Here is a 14,079-nt window from a genome sequence, read left to right as displayed (position 1 = left end):
TTTCGGTAAAAGCAACAAATGGGGGCTGCCAAGCATTGTGCAAGCCGCCGAACCCCGGCCCGTAAAATCCGGGGCATGACCTTCCTAGACATGCTCCACACCGCCGGGCAGCGCAATGCCTCCATGCTCTGCGTCGGGCTCGACCCCGATCCGGCCCGCTTCCCTGGCGCATGGCGCGGTGACGCCAGCAAGATTGCCGACTTCTGCGCCCGCATCGTCGAGGCTACGGCCGACCTGGCCATCGCCTTCAAGCCGCAGATCGCCTACTTTGCCGCCCACCGCGCCGAAGACCAGCTGGAGCGCGTCGTGGCCCATATCCGCCGTGTGGCGCCGCACGTGCCCATCATCCTGGATGCCAAGCGCGGCGACATCGGTTCCACCGCCGAGCAGTACGCGGTGGAGGCTTTCGAGCGCTACCTGGCCGATGCCGTGACCCTGTCGCCGTTCATGGGCTTCGACTCGGTGCAGCCGTATCTCAAGTACCCCGGCAAGGGTGCGTTCCTGCTGTGCCGCACCTCCAACCCCGGTGGTGACGACCTGCAAAACCAGCGCCTGGCCAACGTGCCCGGCCAGCCCCTGTTGTATGAGCATGTGGCCCAGCTGGCCCAGGGCCCGTGGAACCTGAACGGCCAGCTCGGCCTGGTGGTGGGGGCCACTTACCCTGAAGAGATCGCCCGGGTGCGCGCCCTGGCGCCCACCGTGCCGCTGCTGGTGCCCGGCGTGGGCGCCCAGGGGGGCGATGCCCGCGCCACGGTGCAGGCGGGGTGGACGGCCAACGGCCCGCTGATCGTGAATTCGTCGCGGGCGATTTTGTATGCCTCCGGCGGTGACGACTTTGCCGACGCGGCCCGCCGTGTGGCCCTGGACACGCGGGATACCTTGCAAGCCGCCCGTCCGCTATAAATTAAATAGCTGCTTACGCCCGTGGAATAAGCGCAGGCAGCCTATTTTCCTTGAGGGGGTAGACGCCCTCAGGGGACCGACTCAAAGCTGATGTTGTTGACCAGCATCAGCCACATGATCAGCGCCGGAATCAGCACCGGCAGCGACAAAGCGCAGAACATCACGGCGGTTTTGACAAACGTGGAAATGTCATTCCACCAGAGCAGCAGCAGTGCGCCCAGGTCGACTTCCCAAAACCGTTCCGGCTGTTGCTTTTTCATGGTGCATACCTGGTTGGAACCTGTCCACTATCGCTTTGGTGCCGGGCAAAGGCAATATGAACCGGTTTTAGCGCAGTGTAGTGGGGCATAGCTGGATTTTCCAGCTGGGTTGGTTATGATGAATTTACATATGTTTACGGCCAAAGTCTGCGTTGGCCGATGCAGCTCTGGCATCCACCATCCCTAGATCCACAGGAGCACCGTCCATGCTGTTTCTTGAAAGCACCAGAGTCCAATCCCGCCTGATGGCATTTGCACTCATCAGTGCCCTGATTGCACTTTCTGTGGGCTTGTTTGGGATGACCCGGGTCTCACAGCTCAACGGCATGCTGGTGAACATGTACGAGAACAACCTGGTGCCCGTGGGCGATATCGGCAACGCCAATATGAAGGCGATCTACCACAACCGCGCGCTGTACGCCTACGTGATCGAGTCCAAACAGCCGGAGATGGACAAGATCGGTGCGCAGATGACGCAGTACGAGGCGCAAATGAAGGCGCTGCTCGACAAGTACCGCAAAACCGAGCTCACGCCCCCTGAAGTGGAGTTGCTGCGCAAAATCGATGCCGCATGGCCCCCGTACCTTGCCAGCGCGGCCAAGGTCCAGAAGTTCAGCTATGAGGACAAGAATACAGAAGCCATGCAGGCCATGAACGGCGAAACCGTCGGGCTGTTCAAGGTGGCGGACGATCTGATGTCGGAACTGTTGGACCTGAATACCGCCATTGGCGCCAGAACCAACGAAGAGGCGGCCTCGTTGGTGCGGCAAAGCACCACCATCAGCATCGCGGTGATTGCACTGGCGGTGGTGCTGGTGGTGGTGGTGGGCATGTTCATTGCCCGCAGCATCACCGGCCCCCTGGGTGGCGAGCCCGCTGACCTGGCCGCCGATGCCTCCGCCATCGCCGAAGGCGATTTGTCGCGCCAGATCACCGTCAAGGCGGGCGACCACACCAGTGTGGTGGCGCGTATGGCCGCCATGCAGGCCAGCCTGGTCAAGCTGGTGGCCCACGTGCGCCAAAGCTCGGAGAGCGTGGCCAGCGCCAGCCACCAGATTTCCCAGGGCAACCACGACCTGAGCGGCCGTACCGAACAGCAGGCCAGCGCGCTGGAAGAAACCGCCGCCAGCATGGAAGAGCTGAGCTCCACCGTGCGCCAAAACGCCGACAACGCCCGCCAGGCCAACCAACTGGCCCTGAGCGCCAGCAGCGTGGCGGTGCAGGGCGGCGAGGTAGTGGCCGAGGTGGTGACCACCATGCAGGGCATCAACGACAGCTCCCGCCGCATTGCCGACATCATTGGCGTGATCGACGGCATCGCCTTCCAGACCAATATCCTGGCCTTGAACGCGGCCGTGGAAGCTGCCCGGGCCGGTGAGCAGGGCCGGGGCTTTGCCGTGGTGGCCAGCGAAGTCCGCAGTCTGGCCGGGCGCAGCGCCGACGCGGCCAAAGAAATCAAGAGCCTGATCTCCACCAGCGTGGAGCGGGTAGAGCGTGGCACCGTCCTGGTGGACAAGGCCGGTGCCACCATGGGCGAAGTGGTCAGCGCGATCCGCCGCGTCACCGACATCGTGGGCGAAATCAGCGCCGCCAGCAACGAACAAAGCGCCGGCGTGGCGCAGATTGGCGAGGCGATTGTGCAGATCGACCAGGCCACCCAGCAAAACGCCGCGCTGGTGGAAGAAATGGCCGCTGCTGCGGGCAGCATGAAAACCCAGGCGGACGATCTGGTCGGTGCGGTGTCGGTGTTCAAATTGAGCGCCGGAGCCACCCGTGCGGTGGCCCCTGCGCGGCCCCTGGCGGCTGCGGCCCGGCAGGTCGCCGCACCCGTCCCCAAACCGGTGGCTGCCAAGATCCCGGCACCGGTGCGAAAGGCGTCGGCGCCCGCCGCGCCCCGCAAAGTGCTGGCCGCCCCGGTGCTGGCCAGTGCCGGCAAAGACGACGATTGGACCGCGTTTTAAGCCGGTGGGTTGGGTGTTTTTAAAGTGTTTCCAAATGTCAGTATCGTGTGGATGCCCGTGAAATTCTCCAATCCAATCTGCTAACCTTTAGACCGTCTACCTCTTCAACCCCTAACCGAAAGACGCACATGTCCAATGCCTTCCAATCCGCCATCGATACCCAAGAACAATTGGTCAGTGACATCAAATCTGTGATCTCCGAGGCCGAAGAGATGCTGAGCGACACCGCCGACCAGTCCGGCGACAAGATCAGCCAGCTGCGCGCCCGCGTCAAGGCCCGCCTGAGCGATGCCCGCGAACGCCTGGTGGATGCCGAAGCCGCCCTGCGCCACCACACCAAAAAGGCCGCCCGCGCCACTGACGACTACGTGCACGAGTCCCCCTGGACGGCGGTGGGCGTGGCCGCTTGCGTGGGCCTGCTGGTCGGTTTGATCATCGGTCGCCGCTGATCGCCTGAGCGAACCCCCACGGGTTCCGTATGCGTAGCGCATCGGGCGGCGGCCCCTTCGCCGCCTTGAAAAACATACCCATCTCCTTGCTGGCGATGGCGCACACCCGCCTGCAACTGCTGGGTAACGAGATACTGACCGAGAAGCACCGCGCCCTGCGCGAGCTGACCCTGGTGCTGGCCATGGTGGCCTGCGCCGGTATGGGCGTGCTGCTGGTGGTCGGGCTGGCGATCATCTTGCTGTGGGACCAGCGGGTATGGCTGCTGTCGGGCCTGATCGTGCTGTTCCTGGGGGCGGCACTGGTCTGCCTTGCCAAGCTGCGCCGCTCGACCCACAGTTTCGACGGTGTGTTTGCCGGCAGCCTGGCCGAGCTGCAAGAAGACCTGCGCCAACTCAAAGCGGCAAGCGACCATGGCAAAGACCCTCGCTGAGCTGGACCAGGAACGCGCCCGCCTGACGGAGCGCATCCAGGCCCAGCGTGCCAATCTGGTCCGCGAACTGGCCCCCTTGCGGCGCGTATCCAACGCCAGCAATGTCCTGAGCGCCCTGGTGGCCGAAGCCGTGGCCTACGTGCGTGCGCGGCCTGTGGCCATGGCATTGCTGCTGGGCGGGCTGGTGCTGGTCAAGCCCAAGGGCGTGTGGCGCTGGGCCAAGCGGGGTTTCTTCATCTGGCGCGGCTTCCGTGCCGTACAGCAATGGCAGCCGGGCACGTTCATGGACATCGTGCGCCAGGTGGTTGCCGTCAAAAACTACTTTGCTACTAAATAAATAGCTGCTCGTGCTGATGGAATAAGCGCGAGCGGCCTATTTTTTATATTTTTTGCGGGGCGGGTGCCTCTTCCTTGGTCACCAGCCAGATGCCGCCGCACACCAGCAGCAGCGCCACGGCGTTCTTCCACTCCAGAAACCGCTCGTCCAGAAACAGCGCCGACAGCAGCGTGCCGAACACCGGCACCATGAAGTTGAACACCGTGACCATGCTGACCCGGTTGTACTTCAGCAAAATCGTCCACAGCGAAAACGCCACCGAGGTCAGCGCCACCATGTACAGCATGAGGGCGGCAGAGGCCCAGGTAAAGGCCTCCAGCGCGCCACCCGTAGCAAAGCCGAGCAGCAGCAGCGCCACCCCGCCAATCGCCAGCTGGTAGCCGGTGAGGACTACCGAATCCACCTGCTGCGACAGCTTCTTGCCGTAGATGCTGGCCGCCGACAGGATGAAGGCCGCGAACACCACGCTGCCTTCGCCCAGCAGGGTGAAATCAAAACTCAGCAGGCCCGGGCGGAAGTTGACCACCATCACGCCCCCAAAGCCCACCACGCAGCCCAGCACCTTGTTGAAGCTCAGGCGGTCATTTTTGTAGATGAAGTGCGCCAGCAGCACGCTGAAGAAGGTGCCGGTGGCGTTCATGATGGAGCTCTTCACCCCCGTGGCATAGGCCAGCCCGATGTAGAAGAACACGTACTGCAGGCTGGTCTGCGTCAGGCCCAGCAGGGTCATCTGGCCCAACGTCCGTAGCTTGATGGCGAACACCGGCTTCTTGCTGATGGCCGCAAACACGAGCAATACCAGCCCGGCCAAGGCAAAGCGGTAACCCGCAAACACCAGCTTGGTGGGGATGTCATTGGCCGCGATATGGAACATCGCGTAGCCGTTCTTGATGGCCGGGTAGGCGCTGCCCCACAGCAGGCAGCACAGCGAGGCCAACAAAAACACCACATTGCGCTGGGTAAAGATGGAGGAGGGCGGGAAGAGGGGTGCGGAGCCTGTCACAGCAGCCGCGCCAGGTATTTACCGGTGTGGCTGGCGGGGTTGGCGGCAATCTGTTCGGGCGTGCCCACGCCCACCACGGTGCCGCCGCCTGCGCCGCCTTCGGGGCCCATGTCGATCAGCCAGTCGGCGGTCTTGATCACGTCCAGGTTGTGCTCGATCACCACGATGGTGTTGCCCGCGCTGCGCAGCTGGTGCAGCACCTTGAGCAGCAGGGCGATATCGGCAAAGTGCAGGCCGGTGGTGGGCTCGTCCAGGATGTAGAGCGTGCGGCCGGTGTCGCGCTTGCTCAGCTCCAGCGCCAGCTTGACGCGCTGGGCTTCGCCGCCCGACAGTGTGGTGGCCGACTGGCCCAGCTTGATGTAGCTCAGGCCCACGTCCAGCAGGGTGTGCAGCTTGCGGGCGATGGTGGGCACCGCCTGCAAAAAGGTGTAGGCGGCCTCGACCGTCAGCTCCAGAATTTGCGCGATGTTCTTGCCCTTGTACAGCACCTCCAGCGTCTCGCGGTTGTAGCGCTGGCCCTTGCATACGTCGCAGGGCACGTACACGTCGGGCAGGAAGTGCATCTCCACCTTGACCATGCCGTCGCCCTGGCAGGCCTCGCAGCGGCCCCCGGCCACGTTGAAGCTGAAGCGTCCCGGCCCGTAGCCGCGTTCGCGCGCCATTGGCACCTCGGCCATCAGCTCGCGGATGGGGGTGAACAGGCCGGTGTAGGTGGCCGGGTTGCTGCGCGGTGTGCGGCCAATCGGCGACTGGTCGACGTTGATGACCTTGTCGAACTGCTCGATGCCAATGATCTCGCTGTGCTCGGCGGGCTCGTCGTGGGCGCGGTAGAGCTGGCGCGCCACCGCGGTGTACAGCGTGTCGTTGACCAGGGTGGACTTGCCCGAGCCGGACACGCCGGTGACGCAGGTGAACAGGCCGACCGGGATGTCGGCGTTGACGGATTGAAGGTTGTGGCCGGTGGCGCCGACGATCGACAACCAGCCTTCACCGGGAACAAGGGCCGCGGGCTTTTGCCGCGCGGTGGGCACGTCGATCTTCAAGGTGCCCGCCAGGTACTGGCCGGTGAGCGAGTCGGGGTTGGCCTTGACCTCGTCGAAGGTGCCCTGCGCCATCACTCGCCCGCCGTGCACGCCCGCGCCGGGGCCCAGGTCGATCACGTGGTCGGCGGCGCGCATCATGTCTTCGTCGTGCTCCACCACCAGCACGCTGTTGCCGATGTCGCGTAGGTGCTGCAGGGTGGCGATCAGCCGGTCGTTGTCGCGCTGGTGCAGGCCGATGCTGGGCTCGTCCAGCACGTACATCACGCCCGTCAGGCCGGAGCCGATCTGCGAGGCCAGCCGGATGCGCTGGGATTCGCCGCCGCTGAGGGTTTCGGCGCTGCGGTCCAGGCTCAGGTAGTTCAGGCCCACGTCGTTCAGGAATTTCAGGCGCAGGCCGATTTCGCGCACGATCTTGTGGGCGATCTCGCCTTTGGCCCCGCCCATCTTCAGGGTGTTGAAGTAGGCAAAGCAGTCGCGCAGCGTGGTGTGGCTGATCTCGAAGATGGCGCGGGCCTGGCTGCCTTCGCCCACCTTCACATGCCGGGCTTCGCGCCGTAGCCGGGAGCCGCCGCAGGTCACGCAGGGTTGGGTGGTGCGGTAGCGGGCCAGGTCTTCGCGCACCAGGTTGGAGTCGGTTTCGCGGTAACGCCGCTGCATATTGGGGATGATGCCCTCGAAGGGGTGCTTCTTGCGCAGCTTTTTGCCCGCCGTGGGGCCGGTGTCCATCAGGTAGTGGAAGGCAATGTCTTCGTCGCCCGAGCCGTGCAGGATCGCCTGCTGCACTTCGGCGGGCAGGGTCTCGAAGGCCTGCTCGATGTCGAATTTGTAGTGCTTGGCCAGGCTTTCCAGCAGGGTGAAGTAGTAGGCGTTGCGCCGGTCCCAGCCCTTGATGGCCCCGCTGGCCAGGCTGAGCGATGGGAAGGCCACCACCCGCGTCGGGTCGAACAGCTCCTGCGCCCCCAGGCCGTCGCAGGCCGGGCAGGCCCCCACGGGCGAGTTGAACGAGAACAGCCGCGGCTCCAGTTCGCTGATGGAATAGCTGCAGATCGGGCAGGCGAACTTGGCGTTGAACAAATGCTCCTGGCCCGAGGCCATCTCTACCACGATGGCCTTGCCCTCGGCCAGCCGCAGCGAGGCCTCAAAGCTTTCGGCCAGGCGCTGGCGCTGGGCGGCCATCGCCTGGGATTCCGTGTCGCCGTGCACCTTGACGCGGTCGATCACCACGTCGATGTTATGCTTTTCGGTCTTTTTCAGCTTGGGCAGTGCATCGAACTCAAAGGTTTCGCCGTCCACCCGAAAGCGCACATAGCCCTGGGCCTGCATGTCGGCAAACACGTCGGCGTATTCGCCCTTCTTCTCGCGGGCGATCGGGGCCACCACCATCAGGCGGGTGTCCACCGGCAGAGCCAGCACCGCATCCACCATCTGGCTCACCGTCTGGGCTTGCAGCGGCAGGTCGTGGTCGGGGCAGTAGGGCGTGCCGGCGCGGGCGAACAGCAGGCGCAGGTAGTCGTGGATCTCGGTGACCGTGCCTACGGTGGAGCGCGGGTTGTGGCTGGTGGCCTTTTGCTCGATGGAGATGGCCGGGCTCAGGCCTTCGATCAGGTCCACATCCGGCTTGTCCATCAACTGTAGGAACTGCCGGGCGTAGGTGCTCAGGCTTTCCACATAGCGGCGCTGGCCTTCGGCGTACAGGGTGTCAAACGCCAGGCTGGACTTGCCCGAGCCGCTCAGCCCGGTGATCACGACCAGCTGGTTGCGCGGGATGTCCAGGTCGATGTTCTTCAGGTTGTGGGTGCGTGCGCCACGGATGCTGATGCGTTGCAGCTGCAGGGCATTGCGCAGGTACATGCCGTCGGAAGACGTGTCGGTGAGATCAGAATTCAAGGTGGGGCCAAACTAGGGGTAACCCGTGATGATAGACAATCGTGGGCTGTTTGCTTGCCAACGGTCTATGGTGCCCATCGTGTCCCAACCTTCTGCCTCCATTTCCCCCACTTCCGCCACCCCTTCGGTGGCGATGACGCCGTCGGAGCGGCACGCCAGCCTGTCGCTGGCCCTGATCTTTGCACTGCGCATGCTGGGTCTGTTCCTGGTGCTGCCGGTGTTCGCATTGGAGGCGGCCAAGTTTCCCGGTGGCGACGACCCGGCCCGCGTGGGGCTGGCCATGGGCATTTACGGGCTGACGCAGGGGCTGCTACAGCTGCCTTTTGGCATGGCCTCGGACCGGTTGGGGCGCAAGCGGGTAATCGTGCTGGGTTTGCTGCTGTTTGCCGTAGGCAGTTTCTTGGCGGCCATGGCAGATAGCCTGAACGGGCTGCTGTTGGGCCGCGCCGTGCAGGGGGCCGGGGCGATCTCGGCCGCCGTGACGGCCTTGCTGGCCGACCAGACCCGCGATGCCGTGCGCACCAAGGCCATGGCGCTGGTGGGCGGCAGCATTGCGCTGGTGTTCTCCCTGTCACTGGTGCTGGCGCCTGTGCTGGCTGCGCATGTTGGCCTGACAGGGCTGTTTGCCCTGACCGGCGGCCTGGCCTTGGCCGGGATTGCGGTGGTGCTGTGGGTGGTGCCGCCCGAGCCCTTGCTGCACAAGAACCAGCCCCGTGGCAAGCTGAGCGAGGTGTTGGCGCACGCGGGCCTGCTGCGGCTGAACTTTGGCGTGTTTGTGCTGCATGCCGTGCAACTGGCCATGTGGATGGCCGTGCCTGCGCTGCTGCTGCAGGCCGGGCTGGACAAGGCCCACCACTGGTGGGTGTATCTGCCCGCCGTGCTGGGGTCGTTCGTGGTGATGGGCGGCAGCCTGTTTCCGCTGGAGCGGCGCGGCTACCTGCGCGGGGTGTTCCTGGCGGCCATCGGGCTGATCGCGCTGGTGCAACTGGGTCTGCTGTGGGTGGCCGATGCGCCGCAGGTCAGCACCATGGCGGCCTTGTTGTTCCTGTTCTTCTGCGGCTTCAACGTGCTGGAGGCCAGCCAGCCCAGCCTGGTTTCGCGCCTGGCCCCGGCCCCGGTACGCGGTAGCGCGCTGGGGGTGTACAACACGCTGCAGTCATTGGGCTATTTTGCAGGGGGGCTGGCGGGTGGCGCGCTGCTAAAAGGGGGTGGCCCGCACCGCCTGTTCATGGCCTGCGGGCTGGCCATGCTGGCGTGGCTGGTGGTGGCGTGGCCCATGCAGGCCCCGGCCAAAGTCAACGCATAATCTATCCCCTCTAGAGGAATAACCATGGCATCCGTCAACAAAGTCATCATCGTCGGCAACCTGGGCCGCGACCCCGAGGTGCGCACCTTCCCCAGTGGCGACCGGGTGGCCAATGTCACCATCGCCACCACCGAAACCTGGAAAGACAAGCAAACCGGCGAGCGCCGTGAAGCCACCGAATGGCACCGTGTGGTGTTTCGCGGCGGTCTGGCGGGCATCGTCGAACAGTACCTGCGCAAGGGCTCGCAGGTATATGTCGAGGGCTCCATCCGCAGCCGCAAGTACAACGACGCGACCGGCATGGAAAAGTCCATCACCGAAATCGTTGCGACCGAAATGACCATGCTGGGCAGCCGCCAGGGCATGGGTGGCCCGCAGGGCGGTGGCAATGACGGGGGGTACGACGACGGCGGTGGCTACGACAACAGCCCGGCCCCCGCGCCCGCCCGCCGCCCCATGGCACCCGCGCCCGCCAGCCGTCCTCCGATGGCCGCCCCGGCACCCCGGCCCGCACCGCCGCCGCCCGCGAGCCGTGCCTCCAGCGGTTTTGACGATATGGACGACGACATTCCGTTCTAACCTGGATATTTCCTGATTTGTAAACAAAAGGCCCGTGGATTAGATTCCACGGGCCTTTTTATTTGCCAACACCGTATTGTTTCGTCCAGCAGGCGCTGCTGTCAGGCGCTGAAGCGTTCAGGCTGTGCGGCGAACTTCACGGGCTGGAGCCGCGCTTTCTCGTGAGCGAGGTTGTTGCTCACGGCTTGCTTGAAGACGACCTTCTTGCCCTGGCGCGCGATCACACCAGGTGCCCGGGCGACCGGCAACCGAGTCGGTCCTACGCCATCTCTTTTATTTGGAGGAAGTGGCTCTTTGCTTGGTCGGCGGCAGTGCGCAAGATCTCATCGGACAAGGCGCTGTCGTTCACGGCTCGGGCAATGGAAAGTGAGCCTACCAGCAGAGACAGCGCGGCAATGGCTTCTGCCCGCTTCTTTTCCCCCTTCTCATTCGCAAGAAAAATGCTGATCTGGTCGAGGTATGTCTCCACTTGCTTGGTGTAAGCCCCACGAGCCTCGGGACCGCTCCGAGCCACGTCGCCGGAAAGAGTAGTCAGTGCGCAGCTGGTGGCGAGTTCGTCCCGGTGCGACGTACTTAAATACACGTCCACCAGCGCACAGAACGCATCGGCTGGTGGCTGTTGCGTTGAGGCAACCCGGTAAAGCACGCCTCTTCCTTCTTCAAAAGCGCACTCGACCGCTTCCGCGACAAGTTCGTCGCGAGATACGAAGTGCCGGTAGAAGCCGCCGTGCGTCATTCCAACGCCCTTCATCAAGTCAGCAACCCCAACCCCATCAATGCCGTGCTGCCGGAAGCGAACCGACGCCGACTCGACGATACGGGCATGGTTCAGTGCCTTATTCGCCTTTGAATTCGCCATGGATTCCTCGCAGAGTTGTTGCTTGACATTGTAGATGATGACCGTCATACTTAAAAAAGGATGATATTCATCATCTATAAAATGGAGTCACCGACTCCTACACCCTGGAACACCTCATGCGAGCAGTTGAACTTCAAAGCTATGGCGAACCCACATCGGGCTTCACTGTGGTCAACCTACCTGAGCCATCAAGTCCCGGAGACGGCGACGTCCTGGTTGGCATGGTCTACGCCCCTGTGAACCTCAACGACCTTCTTGTTCTTCAAGGTGTCTTCCCCGTTCATCCGGAACTGCCGAGTCCCGTTGGTAACGAAGGTATTGGGCGAATCCTGGCCATGGGACCAGGGGTGACCGGATTGGCTATCGGCGATGTAGTGGTGCTGCCGCTCTATAGCTTGACGTGGAGGCAGCGGCTGATCGTCCCCGCCGCGCAAGTAGTTTCGATAGGGGGCGTACCCGGTGATCTACAGCAACTCGCAATGCTGCGTATCAACGCCGTAACGGCCGCGCTCATGCTGAGTGAATACGTGGACCTCAATCCTGGTGACTGGATTCTTCAGAACGCGGGGAACTCAGCGGTTGCAAGGACTGTCACGGCCATTGCCAAGTCGCGGGGTTTGAAAACCATCAACCTTGTGCGTCGATCGGATGCAATCGGCGATGCCCTCGCAGCAGGAGCAGACGCCTCCTTTGTTGACAACGAGGACTCCCTCAGTCAGATCCGCTCATTGGTTCGTGAACGGGGAATTGGTCTCGCGCTCGATGGCGTTGGTGGGCCTGCCGTGGGCCGATTGGCAACTTCCCTCCGCGCCAATGGAACGATCGTCAGCTATGCGGTTATGGGCGGCGACGTGACGTCAAGCGTCAGCGTCCTAGACATCATCTTTAAGAACCTGACCTACCGCGGCTTCTATCTGGACAAGCCTGAATACGAGTCAGCAGTTCCGTCAATCATTGCCGAGACGGCGGAACTCGTTGCGTCAGGAAAGCTTCGCGTTCCGGTGACCGCCATATATGGCATCGAGGAAGTTGGTGAAGCAATTGCGCATGTGCAAAAAGGTGGCAAAGCGCTCCTCAAGCTGGGCAACTAGCGTCTGTATCGCCATTCCCGGCCACAACGTGGAGACCCACGGTGGCCAACGTCAAATCCCTACCTGAACTCAGAAATGAACATCGCATTTATTGGTGGCGGAGCCATCGCACATTCCATCGCCCGGCTGGCAAAAATCGCAGGCCATAGCTGCGCACTCGGCGTTCGCAATCTGTCTGCTCACGCGCTCATGGCAGCCGAGTTTCCTACTGCTGGGTACGAGGAGGCCATCCTGGGCGCCGACATGGTCATCATTGCCGTGCCCTATCTTGCACTTGGCGAGGTTCTGCCGCCCCTTGCCGAGGTACTTGTCGGAAAAATCGTCGTTGATACCACCAACGCAGTGAAAGCGGATTGGTCTCCGTTTCCCACGGGTGAAGAGTCGTCTGCCGCCGAGCAAATCCAAGCGATGCTTCCCGGATCACGGGTAGCCAAAGCGTTCAACACGATCTACGCAGATGTTATTCGTCCCGAGCGCCTCGACCGTAACGGGTTGAGGGTCAGCTTATTTGTCGCCAGTGATCACGTCGAGGCCACTCAGGCCGTCTTAGCGCTTGGCGGGGAGCTCGGTTTTGACGCTGTCAACGCCGGGCCGCTCAAGTCGGCACGCTATCTTGAAGCGATCGCGCATCTCAACCTGGAACTGGCATTTGGGCAGGGTGACGGTACCAACACGGCCATCATTTACCACCGGGCAGACCCTGCCAAGGAAAAGAATCAACATTGAGTACGCTCCTAACTCAATACCCATGCTGCTGGCCGGATATTTTCGGTCATCGAGGCCCATCTGGCTGCCTAACGCTGACTGACATACGACGAGAAATGTCACTGAGCTCCGAATGATTCATACACCTGAGGGTCCGTCATGGCAAAGTTTATTCCCGACTACTCGCTGTACGGCGATCAGGCGCAGCCGCGTTGGCAGACCCCGTTCTTTTTCGAATGGGTTCCTCAACGGGCACAGCCCTACAATTTCACCATCCGGCCGCACATCCATGGAGCGTTGATACAGTTGATGTATCTCACGCATGGCTCAGTGACTGCTGTGGTCGATCAAATGAAGGTCTCGTTGGATGCGCCTTGTGTGCTCGTCATTCCCGCGCAGACAGTTCATGGCTGGAATTTCACTCCCGATGTCGATGGCCCCATCGTGACGGCGGCGCAGTCCCCTCTGGAGACGCTGGCTGAGGTATTGATGCCTGCATTGCTACAGACATTGCGAACCCCCAAAGTCCTTCAGCTGTTGCACATGGGAGAAGGCCGTGAAGAGCTGTTGCAGGCATTTCTATCCATTGAGCGCGAGGCCCGAGGGCGCGCAACCGGTCATGTTGCAGCGGGCATGTCGCTGATCATCGCCTTGATCGTTCAGATCGCCCGACTCCAGGAAACCTTGGCAGCCGCGCCGCTGCGAGGCGCTTCGAGAAAATCCGAGCAAGTGGCGAAATTCAGGAAGCTTGTGGAAGAGCATTTCAAGGAGCACTGGTCGGTGCAAGCCTATGCGGAAAACTTGGGCGTGACACCGGGACAGTTGACACGCTTGTGCCGCGATTTGCTCGGTATGTCGAGCAGTGAAGTGGTGCATGCGAGACTGTGCAATGAGGCTCAACGCGACCTTGTCTACACCACCAATAGCATTGGGCAGCTTGCCAATCGGCTCGGTTTTGCCGATGAAGCCTATTTCAGCCGATTCTTTCGCAAGCAAAGCGGGTATACGCCGCGCGAATTCCGCAGGCTGGCAATGGAGGGAGTGCCACTTGTGGTTTCTTGTAGTGGATGACCGTGAACGCAACACAGTTCGCGCTGGCTCGATTGGGCGTGAAGTGCAGTTCATCTACCACAGCGGCGCCAGCGCCTTCTCGGGCGCTCCAAAGGCCGACCTCCCTCCCTCCACGGGCAGCAGCGTTACGCCAGTCACATTCGCGCCCACCCGATAGGCTCTACTTAAGTAAAAGTGGATTCAAACTACACTTT

14 protein-coding genes are annotated in these 14,079 nt (G+C 62.5%); 10 read left to right on the top strand and 4 right to left on the bottom strand.

Annotated elements, in window-relative coordinates:
• The first annotated feature begins 75 nt into the window (after positions 1 to 75).
• A complete protein-coding gene (gene pyrF, locus AB3G31_RS20570; RefSeq protein WP_367847903.1) occupies positions 76 to 903 on the top strand; it encodes an orotidine-5'-phosphate decarboxylase in 828 nt (275 codons plus the stop codon).
• A 68-nt stretch (positions 904 to 971) separates the two neighbouring features.
• Here the strand turns inward: pyrF and AB3G31_RS20565 are convergent, their stop codons facing one another.
• Positions 972 to 1,163: a hypothetical protein gene (locus tag AB3G31_RS20565; RefSeq protein WP_367847902.1), complete on the bottom strand. Its 192-nt coding sequence runs from the start codon at positions 1,161 to 1,163 to the stop codon at positions 972 to 974.
• A 206-nt stretch (positions 1,164 to 1,369) separates the two neighbouring features.
• Between AB3G31_RS20565 and AB3G31_RS20560 the strand changes: the two genes are divergently transcribed.
• The 4 genes from AB3G31_RS20560 to AB3G31_RS20545 all read left to right on the top strand — a co-directional run bounded on the left by AB3G31_RS20560 (position 1,370) and on the right by AB3G31_RS20545 (position 4,341).
• A complete protein-coding gene (locus AB3G31_RS20560; RefSeq protein WP_367847901.1) occupies positions 1,370 to 3,124 on the top strand; it encodes a methyl-accepting chemotaxis protein in 1,755 nt (584 codons plus the stop codon).
• Positions 3,125 to 3,252: 128 nt separating this feature from the next.
• A complete protein-coding gene (locus AB3G31_RS20555) occupies positions 3,253 to 3,573 on the top strand; it encodes a YqjD family protein (protein WP_367847900.1) in 321 nt (106 codons plus the stop codon).
• A gap of 29 nt (positions 3,574 to 3,602) precedes the next feature.
• Complete coding sequence (locus AB3G31_RS20550) at positions 3,603 to 4,004, top strand: phage holin family protein (RefSeq protein ID WP_367847899.1); 402 nt, start codon at positions 3,603 to 3,605, stop codon at positions 4,002 to 4,004.
• The gene (locus AB3G31_RS20545; RefSeq protein ID WP_367847898.1) at positions 3,985 to 4,341 is read left to right on the top strand and encodes a YqjK family protein; all 357 of its coding nucleotides are present in this window, start codon (positions 3,985 to 3,987) and stop codon (positions 4,339 to 4,341) included. Before AB3G31_RS20550 ends, AB3G31_RS20545 begins: the two co-directional genes overlap by 20 nt.
• A gap of 43 nt (positions 4,342 to 4,384) precedes the next feature.
• Here AB3G31_RS20545 and AB3G31_RS20540 read toward each other — a convergent pair whose 3' ends face one another.
• Positions 4,385 to 5,344, bottom strand: coding sequence for a DMT family transporter (locus tag AB3G31_RS20540; RefSeq protein WP_367847897.1), 960 nt, complete (start codon positions 5,342 to 5,344; stop codon positions 4,385 to 4,387).
• Positions 5,341 to 8,238 (bottom strand): excinuclease ABC subunit UvrA, encoded by a 2,898-nt coding sequence (gene uvrA, locus AB3G31_RS20535; protein WP_367850391.1) that lies wholly within the window; start codon positions 8,236 to 8,238, stop codon positions 5,341 to 5,343. The genes AB3G31_RS20540 and uvrA overlap by 4 nt, the downstream gene beginning before the upstream one ends.
• A 169-nt stretch (positions 8,239 to 8,407) precedes the next feature.
• Between uvrA and AB3G31_RS20530 the strand changes: the two genes are divergently transcribed.
• Together AB3G31_RS20530 and ssb are read left to right on the top strand one after the other, a co-directional pair.
• Complete coding sequence (locus tag AB3G31_RS20530) at positions 8,408 to 9,580, top strand: MFS transporter (protein ID WP_367850390.1); 1,173 nt, start codon at positions 8,408 to 8,410, stop codon at positions 9,578 to 9,580.
• A 24-nt stretch (positions 9,581 to 9,604) separates the two neighbouring features.
• Positions 9,605 to 10,159, top strand: a complete 555-nt coding sequence (gene ssb / locus AB3G31_RS20525; RefSeq protein WP_367847896.1) for a single-stranded DNA-binding protein — start codon at positions 9,605 to 9,607, stop codon at positions 10,157 to 10,159.
• 259 nt (positions 10,160 to 10,418) lie between these two features.
• Here ssb and AB3G31_RS20520 read toward each other — a convergent pair whose 3' ends face one another.
• Positions 10,419 to 11,066 (bottom strand): TetR/AcrR family transcriptional regulator, encoded by a 648-nt coding sequence (locus AB3G31_RS20520; RefSeq protein ID WP_367847895.1) that lies wholly within the window; start codon positions 11,064 to 11,066, stop codon positions 10,419 to 10,421.
• A gap of 68 nt (positions 11,067 to 11,134) precedes the next feature.
• On the opposite strand from AB3G31_RS20520, the gene AB3G31_RS20515 reads away from it, so the two are divergent.
• The 3 genes from AB3G31_RS20515 (at position 11,135) to AB3G31_RS20505 (ending at position 13,885) form a co-directional block, all read left to right on the top strand.
• Positions 11,135 to 12,109 carry a zinc-dependent alcohol dehydrogenase family protein gene (locus AB3G31_RS20515; RefSeq protein ID WP_367847894.1) on the top strand — a complete coding sequence of 325 codons (975 nt, stop codon included), beginning with the start codon at positions 11,135 to 11,137 and terminating at the stop codon, positions 12,107 to 12,109.
• Between the two features lie 75 nt (positions 12,110 to 12,184).
• Positions 12,185 to 12,835: an NADPH-dependent F420 reductase gene (locus tag AB3G31_RS20510; RefSeq protein WP_367847893.1), complete on the top strand. Its 651-nt coding sequence runs from the start codon at positions 12,185 to 12,187 to the stop codon at positions 12,833 to 12,835.
• Positions 12,836 to 12,973: 138 nt separating this feature from the next.
• Positions 12,974 to 13,885 (top strand): helix-turn-helix domain-containing protein, encoded by a 912-nt coding sequence (locus tag AB3G31_RS20505; RefSeq protein WP_367847892.1) that lies wholly within the window; start codon positions 12,974 to 12,976, stop codon positions 13,883 to 13,885.
• Positions 13,886 to 14,079: the final 194 nt, after the last annotated feature.

Source organism: Rhodoferax sp. WC2427 (assembly GCF_040822085.1).
Taxonomy (GTDB): Bacteria; Pseudomonadota; Gammaproteobacteria; order Burkholderiales; family Burkholderiaceae_C; genus Rhodoferax_B.
Note: the sequence above shows the minus strand (reverse complement) of the source record. Positions and strands in the feature narration are given on the sequence as shown.

Coding starts and splice junctions, on each gene's coding strand:
- pyrF (WP_367847903.1), top strand. CDS start 76: ATGACCTTCCTAGACATGCTCCACACCGCCGGGCAGCGCAATGCCTCC.
- AB3G31_RS20565 (WP_367847902.1), bottom strand. CDS start 1,163: ATGAAAAAGCAACAGCCGGAACGGTTTTGGGAAGTCGACCTGGGCGCA.
- AB3G31_RS20560 (WP_367847901.1), top strand. CDS start 1,370: ATGCTGTTTCTTGAAAGCACCAGAGTCCAATCCCGCCTGATGGCATTT.
- AB3G31_RS20555 (WP_367847900.1), top strand. CDS start 3,253: ATGTCCAATGCCTTCCAATCCGCCATCGATACCCAAGAACAATTGGTC.
- AB3G31_RS20550 (WP_367847899.1), top strand. CDS start 3,603: ATGCGTAGCGCATCGGGCGGCGGCCCCTTCGCCGCCTTGAAAAACATA.
- AB3G31_RS20545 (WP_367847898.1), top strand. CDS start 3,985: ATGGCAAAGACCCTCGCTGAGCTGGACCAGGAACGCGCCCGCCTGACG.
- uvrA (WP_367850391.1), bottom strand. CDS start 8,238: ATGTACCTGCGCAATGCCCTGCAGCTGCAACGCATCAGCATCCGTGGC.
- AB3G31_RS20530 (WP_367850390.1), top strand. CDS start 8,408: ATGACGCCGTCGGAGCGGCACGCCAGCCTGTCGCTGGCCCTGATCTTT.
- ssb (WP_367847896.1), top strand. CDS start 9,605: ATGGCATCCGTCAACAAAGTCATCATCGTCGGCAACCTGGGCCGCGAC.
- AB3G31_RS20520 (WP_367847895.1), bottom strand. CDS start 11,066: ATGACGGTCATCATCTACAATGTCAAGCAACAACTCTGCGAGGAATCC.
- AB3G31_RS20515 (WP_367847894.1), top strand. CDS start 11,135: ATGCGAGCAGTTGAACTTCAAAGCTATGGCGAACCCACATCGGGCTTC.
- AB3G31_RS20510 (WP_367847893.1), top strand. CDS start 12,185: ATGAACATCGCATTTATTGGTGGCGGAGCCATCGCACATTCCATCGCC.
- AB3G31_RS20505 (WP_367847892.1), top strand. CDS start 12,974: ATGGCAAAGTTTATTCCCGACTACTCGCTGTACGGCGATCAGGCGCAG.